Origin of the sequence: Sulfitobacter sp. G21635-S1 (genome assembly GCF_027213915.1) — a bacterium.
Classification (GTDB): domain Bacteria; phylum Pseudomonadota; class Alphaproteobacteria; order Rhodobacterales; family Rhodobacteraceae; genus Sulfitobacter.
The window spans coordinates 60255-74053 of sequence record NZ_JAPWGV010000020.1; the positions used below are offsets into that span (position 1 = coordinate 60255).

Here is a 13799-nt window from a genome sequence, read left to right on the forward strand (position 1 = left end):
GGGCCTCTGATCGAGGGGCCCGGCCTTTTCCCGGCAAGCGCTGTTCAGCTTGCCTGGTACAATGTCCGCGTCGGGAACGGAATATCGACGCCACCGGCATCCAGCGCCTCTTTGACCTGACGGGTCATATCGGCCCTGAACCCGAAATAATCCCCGGCATCGCACCACACCCGCACCAGGAAATCGACGGAACTGTCGCCCAGGTTCGTGACCTGAACGAAAGGGGCGGGTTCGGTCTTTGCCCGCGCATCCGCCATGATGGTGTCGCGAATGATGGTTTCAGCATCCTTGAGATTCGCACCATAGCCCACGCCGAAAGTCCATTCGGCGCGCCGGGTCGGGTTGACCGAATAATTGTCGATCACATTGCCCCAGACCTGTGAATTCGGCACGATGACATGGACATTCGACAGATCGGCAAGCTCGGTAAAGTTCAGGTTGATCTGCTTGACCGTCCCCATCTTTCCGGCGACCTCCACAAAATCACCGATCTTGATCGGGCGAAACAGGATCAGCATGACACCGGCGGCAACATTGGACAGCGTCCCCTGCAGTGCCAGGCCGATCGCCAGACCGGCGGCACCAATGAGCGCAACAACCGAAGTGGTCTGCACCCCGAAGGTATTAAGCACGAACAGGACCGCGAAACCCAGGACCACATAGCGCACGATGGACGCCAGAAAATCGAACAGCATCTCGTCCAGGTGCCGGTTCTTCTTGCCCAGGTTCTGGACCCGGCGTTGCAACCAACTGGAGATGATCCAGCCCGCCAGCAGAATGGCAATCGCACCCAGGATAGAGCCTGCGGTGCTTGCCAGAAACTCAAGCGTCAAGAGATCGGCAAGCGATTTGCCATTCCAGATCTCGGTATTCAGAAAATTATTCAACTCTTTATCCATCAGTCCCTGTCCACTCGGTCCTTTTCGATTCCGTACAATCCATCCATCTTGCGGGCCAGTTTCGCGTCCAGCGTGGTCAGGCTGTCCACGTCATGTGTGGTCAGCGTCACATTAACGGTCTTGTACACATTGTCCCATTCGGGGTGGTGATCCCATTTTTCGGCCCAGATGGCCACCCGCGTCATCCAACCGAACGCCTCCACGAAGTTCTGAAAGACAAATGTCTTGCGGATGGCATCGCGGCCTTCGGTCACCTCCCAGCCACTGTCGAACAAGGGTTGCAGCACGGTGTGGCGTGTCTCTTCACTGAGTTTCTCGGTCATTGCTGTTCCTCTATCTGAACGTGTTTGAACGGGCCGTATTCGGTCAGCACTTCAATTTCATGATCCACCGCTTCCCGTTCGGCCTGTAGATAGTTCTCGACCGCGCGGGCGAAACCCGCATCGCGCATCCAGTGCAGGGACCAGGTCGGCGTCGGCAGATAGCCGCGCGCCAGTTTGTGTTCGCCCTGTGCCCCCGCCTCGACGGTTTTCAGACCGCGCGCGATGGCGATATCCATCGCCTGATAATAGCACAGTTCGAAGTGCAGGCAGGGATGGTGTTCAATACACCCCCAATAGCGCCCGTAAAGCGCATGCCGTCCGACAAAGTTCAGCGCTCCGGCGACCCATCGTCCCTCGCGCTCTGCCAGCACCAGCACCATGTCGTCGCGCAGGGTTTCCTGGGCCAGATCGAAGAACCGGCGCGTCAGGTAAGGTGAACCCCATTTGCGCGCCCCCGTATCCTGGTAGAACTGCCAGAACGCATCCCAGTGTTCTGGCCGCAGGTCGTCACCGGCAAAGGTCCGGATCGTGCCGCCGAACCCCTGTGCCTGCGCGCGTTCCTTGCGCAGGTTCTTGCGCTTGCGGGAGTTGAGCCCCGCGAGAAAACCGTCGAAATCCGCATAGCCCTCGTTGCGCCAATGGAATTGCTGCGACTTGCGCACCATCATGCCCAAGGCCTCTGCCCTTGCGACCTCATTGCCGGTACAAAAGGTGACATGCAGCGACGACAGACCATTGTTTTCCGTCAGTTGCACCGCCCCCTGCACCAGGGCCGCCAGCCCCGTCTCTTCGAACCCCGGTCGGGTGAGAAACCGGCGGCCCGTCGCGGGGGTATGCGGCACGGCGATCTGCAACTTGGGATAATACCGGCCGCCCGCCTGCTCATAGGCATGGGCCCAGTTGTGATCAAAAATGTATTCGCCCTGCGAATGGGATTTCGCATAAAGCGGCGCAACCGCGATGACCTGCCCTGCCACGGAGGCCGCCAGATACTGGGGCTGCCATCCCGTACCGGCGCCGACACTGCCGCTTTCCTCCAGCGCAGACAGGAAACGGTAGGTCGTGAAGGGGTCGTATGGCGCGCCGCCATCGCCGGTTTCGGGGCAGGCGCAGGCATCCCAATCGGCCTGCCCGATCTCGGACAGGTGGGGAACCACCCTGATTTCAATCTCTTGTGCGCTCATGCCTATTGCCCTGCCTGCCCTTTATCTGGTCCGGGCACGCGCCGGATCAAGCGGGAATGGCCGGTGAATACCCTTCAAAGGTGATATTATCCGCGACCCTGCGCGCCCAGGCCTCCTGCGCCGCATCGCGAATCGTCCAGCAGCAGATCATCGCGCCCTTCGCCTTGATCTCTGCCACGCGGGGACGTGCGAGATCGTCGACCTCATGGCTGATGAATGACGCGCCGACCCGGTCGAAATCGGGCACTTCGCGCAGCATGTCGCAGGTGGCACGCGGCAATGGCCAGTCTTCATACCGGTAGGCGCTGGTCACGATGCCACGGGGCACCTCGGGCAGCAGTTCAGCCATTCGCGCCACCGAATGCGGATTGAAGGACATCACTGCAACCGGGCCGACATAGCCGGCAAGGCCCTCGGCCGCCGCCGCTTCCAATGGCCCGATGTCCTGGCCCATACCGCCATCCTGATCTTTCAGTTCGATCAGGAGCGGTACCTGCCCCGCCACCAGATCAAGGATTTCCCGCAGGGACGGTATCCCCTCGTCGCCGCCTTTCAACTGGATCTGTGCCAGTTCTTCGGCCTTGCGCAACCGCAGGGCCCCTGACGCCAGCGACAGACGGTCCAGCGCATAGTCGTGAAAGACCATTGCCGCATGATCCGCGCTCAGCTGCAGGTCAATTTCGATCCCGTAACCCGCCGCAATGGCCGCGCGGATGGATGCCCGGCTGTTTTCAGGCAGCCCGGCGTTCACATCGTGAAGGCCCCTGTGTGCGATAGGGGTAGAGTGGAATGCGCGTGGCAGGGTCATTTGATTTCGAAGATGCCTTCGATTTCGACCGCAACGCCCAACGGCAGCGAAGGCGCCGAAACCGCGGAACGGGCATGCCGCCCCGCGTCCCCCAGCGCCGCAACCAGAAAGTCGGAGGCGCCATTGATGACCTTGGGCTGATCGGTGAAATCTTCGGTGGAATTGACAAAACCGGTCAGTTTGATGACCCGAACCAACCGCTCGATATCGCCACCGCAGGCCGCCTTGACCTGGGCGAGCAGGCTGATGGCACAGGATTTTGCCGCATCTGCCCCCTGCTCGACAGTCATGTCGGCGCCCAGCTTTCCAAGGATAAAACCATCCGGCCCATTGGAAATCTGGCCGGAGACGTAAAGGATATTCCCAACCTGCACGTAAGGCACATAGTTTGCCGCCGGGGCGGGCGCATCGGGCAGGGTCACGCCCAGTGCCGACAGCTGGTCTGCAAAACTCATGGATCGTCCTTTCGCGAATATTGCTTACGCAGAAACTAGCGCCGCAGCGCGGAATCCGAAAGCCCCGCGATCAACTTTCGCGAAACGCGCGGGCGAAATAATCGGCAACCGGTTTGACAAGATAAGCCATGGGGGACCGTTCACCGGTGCGGATGAAAGCTTCCACCGGCATGCCGGGCAACAGGATCGTCCCCTCCGGCAGCTTGTCCATCTCGCCGGGGTTCAGGGCAATTTCCGCACGGAAATAGGATTGGCCCGTGGCCTCGTCCTCTATCGCATCTGCCGAAATCTGCATGACCTGGCCCACCAGTTCCGGCGTCGTGCGCTGGTCCAGCGCCGACATGCGCAGGTTGACCTGCTGACCGACAACGATCTGGTCGATGTGGATCGGCAGAACCCGCGCCGCGATCACCAGCGGTCGGTCCTGCGGCACCAGGAACATCAGTGGTTCCGCCGCCCGCACGACCGACCGGGGGGTCTGCACCTGAAGCCCGTAGATGATGCCGGAGACCGGCGCGCGGATCGACAGGCGCTCGATCTCGTTTTGCAGGGCGCGGCGTTGCTGGATCAGCTCAAGCTCCCGATACCTCAGATCACGCAGGCGGGTGATGGCCTCTTCCCGACCTGCGGTGCCCAGTTTCAGGATCTCGATCTCGATCTCGGTGATCCGTTCCTCGGATTGTGCCCGGCTGGCCGCCAGTTCACCGATCTGCCCGGTCAACCGCGCCTTTTCCCTTTGCAGGTTCAGCACGGTCGAGGCCTGCGCCAGTCCGCGATCCAGCAAGGACTGCTGGTTCGAAAGCTCCTGCTCAATCAGCCCAAGCTGCTGGGCAAGCGCGTCTTCCTGCGCGGTGACGCCGTTGATCTGCGCGCCGATCTGATTGCGGCGCTTGCCCAATTGCTCGATCTCCCGCGCGACAGAGGCGCGGCGGGCGACGAAGAGATTTTGCTGCCCCTCCATCAGTTCCGCAATTTCGGGATCCCTTGCGCCGGTCGCGATCAGTTCCTTTTCGTAAACGATTTCTTCGGCTTCGTCGCGCTCGGCCTCGAAACGGCCACGGCGGGCCATCAGCTCGTACAATTGCCCTTCGACGATCGCCAGTTGCGACCCGATCTGCTGGCCGTCCAGCTGCAGCAAAATATCCCCTGCGACCACCGCATCGCCCTCGACCACGCGGATTTCGGCAACGACACCGCCGTTTTCATGCTGCACGATCTGCCGGTTCCGCTCCACTTCGATGCGCCCCGATGCGACCACCGCACCGGCGATCTGGGTCATCATCGCCCAGGTGCCAAACCCGCCGACCAGCACCAACAGGCCGAGAAGGCCAATGACAACAGGCCCGGTCGCGGACCACCTTCTTGTCGGTTGCGGGGTCATGTGACACCTCCTGCGTCCGCCGGGGCCGATTGGATCGCCTTCGCGTTCTTGACCATGCCTGCCAGCACCTCGTCCTTGGGCCCGAAGGCCATGCGCATGCCACCATCCAGCACCAGCAATGTGTCACATTCCTGGATCGCCGCCGGGCGGTGCGCCATGATGAGAACAGAACGGCCATCGGCCTTCATCGACCGGATCGCATGGTTCAGCGCTTGCGAGCCGACATTGTCGAGGTTGGAATTCGGTTCGTCCAGGACAAGGATCACCGGATTGTCGTAAAGCGCGCGGGCCAGCCCGATCCGCTGCATCTGACCGCCCGACAGCCGGATCTGCCCGGCACTGACTTGGGTATCATAGCCTTTGGGCAGTTCGAGGATCATCTCATGCGCTGCCGCCTTCTTGGCCGCTTCGATGACCTTTGCATCGTCGGGCTGCGGCGACAGGCGTGCGATGTTTTCCGCAATCGTGCCGTCGAACAATTGGACCCTCTGCGGCAGGTAGCCGATATGCCGGCCCAGCACTTCGGCCCCATAGTGATCCAGCGCCGCACCATCGAGCCGCACATATCCGCCAGCGGGCGGCCAGACGCCGGTCAGGGTGCGCGCCAGGGTGGTCTTTCCTGCCCCGGAAGGGCCGATCACCCCGACGGCCTGCCCCGGTTCAACGTTGAAGTTAATCGACTTGAGCGAGGCCTGGCGCTCTCCCGGCGGGACAACGGTCAGGTTCTTGGCCACCAGCTTGGCCGCCGGTTTCGGCAGCGCTGTGCGCAGCGGCTCGGGCGACACGGCCCCCAGCAAGGTCGCAAGGCTCTGCCAGCCGTCGCGGCCCCGTTGCACGACCGGCCATTGATTCAGCGCCATTTCCACCGGTGCCAGGGCACGGCCCAGCAGGATGGACCCGGCGATCATCGCCCCCGGTGTCATTTCACCCTGCAACACCAGATAGGCACCGAGCCCCAGCATGGCCGATTGCAGGAACAGGCGCAGCGTCTTGGTCATTGACGAAAAGGTGCCGCCGACATCCGTCGCCCTGATCTGGCTTTCCAGCGCCTCGCCCCGGGCCTTTTGCCAACGGTCAAAGGCCGCATCGCGCATCCCCATGGCCTGCACCATTTCGGCCTCTGTCCGGATCTGATCCGCGATTGAACCTGCGGTCTGCCCGGCCATCCCCGCCTTTGCCTGCGAATTGCGGGACAGGATCTGGTTGGCGAATGTAATCGCGACAAGAACCCCCGCGCCGCAGACGGCAAGCCAGCCCAGCATCGGGTGGAAAATAAAGATCGCGGCGAAAAAGATCGGCGTCCACGGCATGTCGAAGAACGCCATCAGCACCGGTGAGGTCAGCAGCCGCTGCACAGCTTCCAGATCGGCCAGGTTGGCATTGGTCCGGGTATCCGGCGCAATCGCCGATTTGCGCACAACCGCGTCAAAGACGCGACGGTCCAGAGCATCCTGAAACCGCGCGCCCACCCGCGCCATGATGCGGCCCCGGGTGTGGTCCAGAACCCCCATCACCCCGTAGAGAAAGACCACCAGGATCGACAGGGCAATCAGCGTCTCTTCGGAGCCGGAGCCCAGCACCCGGTCATAGACCTGCAACATGTACATGGGGCCTGTCAGCATCAGCAAATTGGCAAACAGGCTGAACAACGCCACCGTCCAGTAAAGCGCGCGACTGCGCTTGCGCACAGCGCGTAGTTCGGCAAGGCCACGTTGAGTTATTTCATCACGCATCTGCGCCTTCCTGCCCAAAGGCTGTCTAAAATCTCCGGTGTCAGGACAGACAGCGACAGACGCCGCAGATCGACCCGACAATGCCCCAAAAGGCCCGACCAGTATTGGCATAGCCAGTTTAACAGCGAATTTCCATTCCAAGAATCCGCAAGTCCGGCAACTGTGGCCCGTTCACATCCGGCGCACCGCACCAACCCGCATGGTCGGCAGAGTGCCAGACGGAACAGAAATCAAGCGAAGTGTGGTGACCCTCACCGGAACTGGAGGGTTACCTGTCCGAGGGGCTGGGCGGGGGGGAGGAACTGCCCGATCCGGTGCTGCCGCCGCCAAAGATGTCCTGAAGGACCTGGTCAATAATGTTGCCGGTGCCCTGATTGCCGCGATTGTCATCAACCGGAATCGGGTCAGAGGCCAGCACTGGATCACCCTCACCCAAACCACTGGGCGCGATCGGGGGCGACATCGGCAGCCCTTTCAGTTCGACCCCTTCATGCGCGCGGCTCATTGCCTCGCGCCAGATGTCGGTGGGCAGGCCACCACCGGTCACCCCCTTGAGCGGGGTGTTGTCATCATAGCCCATCCAGACCCCGGCCACATAATCTGCCGAAAATCCGATGAACCAGGCATCCTTGGCCGCCGAGGTTGTCCCGGTCTTGCCGGCCAGCTCCCGCCCGCCGAACTGCGCCCGCTTTCCGGTGCCGTCCGAAATCACCTTCTCCATCATATAGACCAGCTGGCGTGCCGCTTCTTCCTGGATGACCCGTTCACCGATACCCCCGCCGGTCCCCATCAGTGGATCATTGTCGCCCATCAGGCGCAGATCCACCAACCCGTAGGGGGTGACGGAGGAACCGCCGTTGAGAATACCCGCATAGGCGCCGGTCATCTCGATCAGCGTGCTTTCCGAAGCCCCCAGGGCGAGCGCCGGACCGGCGGCGAGGTCATTCTTGATCCCGAATTGGTCGGCCACCCGGCTGACCAGATCGCGCCCGACGCTTTCCGAGATTTTTACCGCAGGAATGTTCAATGAATCCTTCAAGGCATGGGTCAGCGTCACCGGGCCGAGAAAACGGTTGGTATAGTTTCTGGGGCACCACTGGCCCGACCCGGGGATGTTCATGCAAAACGGTTCGTCCACAACGATGTCATTGGGCGAATATCCCAGATCAAGCGCAGCGGCATAGACAAAGGGCTTGAAGGCAGAGCCGGTCTGCCGCAGGGCCTGGGTCGCACGGTTGAATGCTCCCGCCACCTTGGTCTTGCGCCCGCCCACCATGGCGCGCACCGCACCGTCCGCCGACATGATGATGACCGCGGCCTGCGCCGTCGATCCCTCGCGGACCTTGTTCTCGAAAACCCACTTCAGCCCGTCCTCGGCGGCCTTCTGGATGCGTTGATCCAGGGTGGTGCGAATGATCACGTCCTCGGTCGTGTTGCGGGTAAAAAACTCCGGCCCCGTCGACATGACCCAATCCGCGAAATAGCCACCCGCGCGGGCTTCTGCCGCTTCGGACAATTCGGCGGGGTTTGCCATGGCCATTTCGGCCTCCTCGGCCGACAGATACCCCTGCTCACGCATCAGCCGGATCACCGTTGCCGCCCGGTTCTGCGCCCGGTCGAGGTTGTTTGTCGGCGACAGGACGGAAGGCGAGGTCAGCAACCCGGCCAGCATTGCAGCCTCGGACGGATTGACCGCCGCTGCCGACTTGCCAAAGAACCGCTGCGCGGCGGCCTCGGCCCCATAGGCGCCACCGCCCATGTAGGCGCGGTTCAGATAGATGGAGAGGATATCGTTCTTGGAATACTTGACCTCCATCGCCATGGCATAGAGCGCTTCCTTGGCCTTGCGCTGCAGGTTGCCTGCGCGGCACCCGGCCTCGTATTCCTTCTCGGTCTGGCCGGTCGAGGGGTCAAAGGGCTCTCCCAGGCAGATCAGCTTGGCAGTCTGCTGGGTGATGGTCGAACCACCGTGCCCGGAAAGCGGCCCGCGCCCCTCGCTCAGGTTGATGCGCACGGCAGAGGCGATGCCGCGCGGGCTGATCCCGAAATGGCGGTAGAACCGCTTGTCCTCGGTCGCGACAACAGCATTCTTGAGGTGTTTTGACACGCTGTCGGCAGTGACCACACCGCCGAACTGGTCGCCGCGCCAGGCAAAGACATCGCCGTTGCGGTCCAGCAAGGTGACAGAGCCGCGCGCACGGCCATCCAGCAGCGCCTCCAGCGGGGGCAATGTGGTATAGAAATAGCCCACGGCCAGCGCGAGGCACAGAACGGCAACCGCCGTCACCCGCCAGACGATCTTCCAGATCAGCCGCAGAATCCATGACACCAGCGCCGCCAGCAGACCGATGATCCCGCCGCGACGGGGCTTTTTGGTACGGGCGGGTTTGCGCCGCACCGGAGCCTTCTTCGCAACCGGTTTCCTGGCAGGCTGTTTCGCAGCAGCCTTGCTTTTGGACGGATAGCGCTTGTCCGCCACCAACGGGCGTTTGCGCTTTGATGAATCACTCATGAATCTGGCCTGCTCGCCTGTCTTTTTCTGCACCTTACGCTGCAAATGCAGGATTGTTTAGCGCATCCGACCGGAAAGCCCATCATTTATTTGATTATTTTTTGTGCAGATTCCTATTTCTGCACATTTTCCATGCAGGAAGCGGCGATTTTCTGCGCATAAACCTGCGTCAAACCTTTCACCACAGGCTCAATACCCTGTTTTCTGCGGGGGCATCACGCAGGTCGAACCTGCCAACCGGAAGAGGGACTCAGAAGGTGAAACTCATCATTGCTACTATCAAACCATTCAAGCTCGAGGAAGTGCGCGAAGCGCTGACCGAAGCGGGTGTCCGCGGGCTGATGGTGACCGAGATCAAGGGTTTTGGCGCCCAGTCAGGTCATACCGAGATTTATCGCGGCGCCGAATACGTCGTGAACTTCGTGCCCAAAGTCAAACTGGAGCTTGTCGTCGCCGACAACGTCGCGGACCAGCTGGTCGAAGTGATCTCCAAGACAGCCCAGACCGGCAAGATCGGTGACGGCAAGATCTTCGTGCTCGACGTCGAACAGGCCGTTCGCGTGCGCACCGGCGAAACCGGCGAAGACGCCATCTGAACCTTCCCCTAGATCTGAGGAAACCCGAAATGAACAAACTCAAATATATCCCGCTGGCCACCGCGATTGCGTTGGTGCCCACGCTGGGGGCGGCCCAGGATGCGGAATTTGCATCACTCGCCCAGACAACATTCATCTTCAACACGCTGCTGTTCCTGATCGGCGGCTTTCTGGTGTTCTGGATGGCTGCAGGCTTTGCCATGCTCGAAGCCGGGCTGGTCCGGTCCAAGAACGTCACCACCCAGCTGACCAAGAACATGGGCCTCTTCGGCATCGCCGCAATCATGTACTGGCTGATCGGCTATAACGTGATGTACCCCGGCGACGGCAACTGGATGATGGACGGCGTGCTTGGCACGATTTCACCCAAGGACATCAAGACGGACATCGACGCAGGCGGCTATTCCAACGCCTCCGACTTCTTCTTTCAGTTGATGTTCTGCGCCACCACCGCTTCCATCGTTTCGGGTACATTGGCCGAACGGGTAAAGCTCTGGCCCTTCCTGATCTTCGTTGTCGTGCTGACCGGCCTGATCTACCCGATCGAGGCATCCTGGCAGTGGGGCGGCGGTTTCCTTTCCGCGATGGGCTTCTCTGACTTTGCGGGCTCCACACTGGTGCACGCCGCGGGTGGTTTTGCTGCCCTGGCCGGTGTCATCATCCTGGGACCGCGCATCGGCAAATATGCCAAGGACGGTCGTGTGGTGCCGATGCCGGGTTCCAGCCTTCCGCTGGCGACGCTGGGTACGTTCATCCTGTGGATGGGCTGGTTCGGCTTCAACGGTGCATCCCAGCTCGCCATGGGCACGCTGGAAGATGTCGATGCGGTTGCACAGATCTTTGCAAACACCAACATGGCGGCAGCAGCCGGTGCCGTCGCGGCGCTGATCCTGACACAGGTCCTGTACCGCAAGGTCGACCTGACGATGGTGCTGAACGGCGCACTTGCCGGTCTGGTCTCCATCACCGCTGGCCCGCTTGACCCGACGCTCTTTGGCGCGCTGTGGATTGGCGCTGTGGGCGGTGTCATCGTGGTCTTCGCCGTGCCCTTCCTTGACAAGCTCAAGATCGACGATGTGGTCGGCGCAATCCCGGTTCACCTGGTCGCGGGCTTCTGGGGCACATTGGTGGTGCCGGTCTATACCGACGGGACATCCTTCGTGACGCAGATCATCGGCTTTGTCGCCATCGGCGCCTTTGTCTTCATCTCAAGCTTCATCGTCTTCAGCATCCTCAAAGCCGTGATGGGCATCCGGGTGAGCGAAGAAGCGGAAATTCAGGGTCTGGATACCACCGAATTGGGCATGGAAGCCTATCCGGAGTTCTCCAAGGGCTGATCCCCCTCAAACCCTGTGGCAGCGAACCCGGCCTTTCGAGGCCGGGTTTTTTATGCCGCCCGACCCGATTGGCCATCAGCCAGATCTGGCCGACCCGCCTTAATCAAGATCACTCACCGGGAACCGCAACCACCCCTGCCGGGTTTCCACATAGATCAGACCGGACACGCGATCACCGCGCGCCGCACCTGACCTACCCCGAGAGGATCAGACCATGGGTGAGATTGCAGACAAGGCCAAGGGCAATGCCAACAAAGCCATTGGCGCCGCAAAATCTGCGGCGGGCAAAGTGACTGGAAATGACAAGCTGAGGGTCGAGGGCGAAGCCCAGAAGATCAAGGGCGAGGCACAAAAGGCCAAGGGCGCGGTCAAAGGCGCATTTGGCAACAAGATCTGATCCCGACGACATCCGGGATTGAAACATCCGGGGGCCCGCGCCGAAAGATCAGCGCGGGCCCCTTTGGTGTCCTGCTCAGATACCGACGTCGATAATCGCGCGGGCAAGGATCGGAATGGTTTGCTGGTTCAGGCCGGCAATATTCATCCGGCTGTCGCTCACCATATAGATCCCGTGTTTGGCGCGCAGCTCCTCGACCTTTTCAGGCGTCGTGCCAAGGCGCGAAAACATTCCCCGGTGCTGCGCGAGGAAACCGAAACGATCAGATCCCGACAGGCGCTGCAATTCACCGGCAAGCTGGGTCCGCAGGTTCAGCATGGTGCCGCGCACGTCTTCCAGTTCCTGCATCCAGTCCTCCCGCAGCGCAGCGTCGTTCAGAATCGTCGTCACGATCCGCGCCCCGTGGTCCGGCGGGAAGCTGTAGTTCTGGCGGTTGAGGAACGCCAAAGTATCCTGATTGAGCTTGCGCGCCGCCGGGTCGGCAGCAATGGCCATCAGAAGACCTGTCCGTTCCCGGTAGATCCCGAAGTTCTTTGAACAACTGGCGGCGATCAGGCATTCCGGCACTGCTGCCACGATCTTGCGGGTCGCGGCGGCATCTTCTGCCAGCCCGTCGCCAAAGCCCTGATAGGCGATGTCGATCATCGGCGTGGCGCCGGTTTCCTGCAACACCTTGATGACGGCATCCCATTCACTGGCGTTCAGGTTCGCCCCTGTCGGGTTGTGGCAGCAGCCGTGCAACAGGATCACATCGCCCGCATGTGCCTTGCTCAGATCCGCGATCATGCCGTCGAAGTCGACCCCGCGCGACTCATCGTCGAAGTAGCGGTAGTTCACCACCTCCATGCCAAGATACTTCAGGATCGACAGGTGGTTGGGCCAGGTCGGATCCGACACGAACACCCGTGCATCGGGGCGGGCCATCTGGATCAGCTCGAACGCCTGACGCACCGCACCGGTGCCGCCCGGTGTCGCCGCCGCAGCCACGGTGTCGCGCGGAACGGCCCCCGCCAGCACCAGTTCGATCATCGCATCGGAAAAGGCCGGATCACCGATAAGCCCGGTGTAGACCTTGCTGTCCTGCGACTGCCAAATCTGCTGTTCTGCCGCCTTTACCGCCCGCATCACGGGGGTGAGACCAGTCGCGTCCTTGTAGACGCCGACACCAAGGTCAATCTTGGTGTCCCGGGGGTCGTCGCGGTACATCTGCATCAGGGCAAGGATCTTGTCCGCAGGCTGACTTTGTAGGGTTTCGAACATCTTATGCGTCTCCGGTAGCGATCGGCACGGTGGGGAACATCCCCCATTCCGCCCATGATCCATCATAAAGTGACCACGAGGTCTGCCCCATCCGCTCAAGCGCCAGCGCCAGGATTGCGGCCGTGACACCCGACCCGCAGGTCGTGATGACCGGTTTCGCGGGATCGACACCTGCGGCTTCGAAAACCGCGCGCAGGGCGTCGGGATCCTTCATGGTCTTGTCATCGTTCAACAGGGTCTCGTAATGCACGTTGCGCGACCCCGGAATATGGCCCGCGCGCAGCCCTTCGCGTGGTTCGGGCGCATCGCCACGGAACCGGGCGGGTGCCCGCGCATCGACGATCTGCGGCTCCCCCAGCTTGGAAGCCTGGGCCACCTGCGTCACATCCCGGACAAGCTGGTTCTGCAGGCGGACCGTCATATGGCGATCACGCGGAATCGGCGGCATGTCTTCCGTCGGGTGCCCCTCGGCCACCCATTTGGGCAATCCGCCGTCCAGCACCGCGACATTCTCCTGACCCATCAGGCGGAACAGCCACCAGACCCGCGCTGCAGAGAGCAGACCGGCCCCGTCATAGACCACCACCTGGTGCCCGTCGCCCACGCCCATCGCGCGCATCCGCGACATGAATTTTTCCACCGGCGGCGCCATATGCGGCAGGTCCGAACGCCCATCCGAAATTTCGTCAATGTCGAAAAACCGGGCGCCTGGAATATGACCGGCGTCATACTCGGCCTTTGCGTCACGGCCCGCATCCGGCAAGTACCATGATGCATCCAGCAACCGCAGGTCCGGGTCCTTGAGGTGCTTGGCCAACCATGCGGTGGACACGAGCGTCTTGGGATCATCAACCATGGGCAGTCCTTCTAGAAAATGGCTCCATTCTTGCCTAGCCGCGCTGATGCAAACTGGC

At 61.5% G+C, this 13799-nt stretch carries 13 protein-coding genes; 3 read left to right on the forward strand and 10 right to left on the reverse strand.

The window, feature by feature from the left end:
* Positions 1-44: 44 nt before the first annotated feature.
* The 8 genes from O4H53_RS18225 to O4H53_RS18260 all read right to left on the reverse strand — a co-directional run bounded on the left by O4H53_RS18225 (position 45) and on the right by O4H53_RS18260 (position 9295).
* Positions 45-899: a mechanosensitive ion channel family protein gene (locus tag O4H53_RS18225; protein ID WP_269366065.1), complete on the reverse strand. Its 855-nt coding sequence runs from the start codon at positions 897-899 to the stop codon at positions 45-47.
* Positions 899-1222, reverse strand: coding sequence for a 4a-hydroxytetrahydrobiopterin dehydratase (locus tag O4H53_RS18230; protein WP_269366066.1), 324 nt, complete (start codon positions 1220-1222; stop codon positions 899-901). Before O4H53_RS18230 ends, O4H53_RS18225 begins: the two co-directional genes overlap by 1 nt.
* Complete coding sequence (locus tag O4H53_RS18235; protein WP_269366067.1) at positions 1219-2406, reverse strand: GNAT family N-acetyltransferase; 1188 nt, start codon at positions 2404-2406, stop codon at positions 1219-1221. Before O4H53_RS18235 ends, O4H53_RS18230 begins: the two co-directional genes overlap by 4 nt.
* Before the next feature lie 46 nt (positions 2407-2452).
* Entirely contained in the window at positions 2453-3214 is a 762-nt protein-coding gene (locus O4H53_RS18240) for a glycerophosphodiester phosphodiesterase family protein (protein ID WP_269366068.1), read from the reverse strand.
* A complete protein-coding gene (locus O4H53_RS18245; RefSeq protein ID WP_114273764.1) occupies positions 3211-3669 on the reverse strand; it encodes a RidA family protein in 459 nt (152 codons plus the stop codon). The genes O4H53_RS18240 and O4H53_RS18245 overlap by 4 nt, the downstream gene beginning before the upstream one ends.
* Before the next feature lie 70 nt (positions 3670-3739).
* Entirely contained in the window at positions 3740-5050 is a 1311-nt protein-coding gene (locus O4H53_RS18250) for an HlyD family type I secretion periplasmic adaptor subunit (RefSeq protein WP_114273765.1), read from the reverse strand.
* The gene (locus O4H53_RS18255; protein ID WP_269366071.1) at positions 5047-6783 is read right to left on the reverse strand and encodes a type I secretion system permease/ATPase; all 1737 of its coding nucleotides are present in this window, start codon (positions 6781-6783) and stop codon (positions 5047-5049) included. Before O4H53_RS18255 ends, O4H53_RS18250 begins: the two co-directional genes overlap by 4 nt.
* A 268-nt stretch (positions 6784-7051) precedes the next feature.
* The gene (locus tag O4H53_RS18260; protein WP_269366073.1) at positions 7052-9295 is read right to left on the reverse strand and encodes a transglycosylase domain-containing protein; all 2244 of its coding nucleotides are present in this window, start codon (positions 9293-9295) and stop codon (positions 7052-7054) included.
* A gap of 257 nt (positions 9296-9552) precedes the next feature.
* Here O4H53_RS18260 and O4H53_RS18265 point away from each other — a divergent pair, with 257 nt between their 5' ends.
* The 3 genes from O4H53_RS18265 to O4H53_RS18275 all read left to right on the forward strand — a co-directional run bounded on the left by O4H53_RS18265 (position 9553) and on the right by O4H53_RS18275 (position 11625).
* Positions 9553-9891, forward strand: a complete 339-nt coding sequence (locus tag O4H53_RS18265; RefSeq protein ID WP_114273768.1) for a P-II family nitrogen regulator — start codon at positions 9553-9555, stop codon at positions 9889-9891.
* A 29-nt stretch (positions 9892-9920) separates the two neighbouring features.
* Entirely contained in the window at positions 9921-11228 is a 1308-nt protein-coding gene (locus O4H53_RS18270) for an ammonium transporter (protein WP_269366076.1), read from the forward strand.
* A gap of 214 nt (positions 11229-11442) precedes the next feature.
* Positions 11443-11625 carry a CsbD family protein gene (locus O4H53_RS18275; RefSeq protein WP_269366078.1) on the forward strand — a complete coding sequence of 61 codons (183 nt, stop codon included), beginning with the start codon at positions 11443-11445 and terminating at the stop codon, positions 11623-11625.
* Positions 11626-11700: 75 nt separating this feature from the next.
* On the opposite strand, the gene O4H53_RS18280 is transcribed toward O4H53_RS18275, so the two are convergent.
* Positions 11701-12885, reverse strand: coding sequence for an amino acid aminotransferase (locus O4H53_RS18280; protein WP_269366080.1), 1185 nt, complete (start codon positions 12883-12885; stop codon positions 11701-11703).
* 1 nt (position 12886) lies between these two features.
* The gene (gene sseA / locus O4H53_RS18285) at positions 12887-13741 is read right to left on the reverse strand and encodes a 3-mercaptopyruvate sulfurtransferase (protein WP_114273771.1); all 855 of its coding nucleotides are present in this window, start codon (positions 13739-13741) and stop codon (positions 12887-12889) included.
* Between the last annotated feature and the right edge of the window lie 58 nt (positions 13742-13799).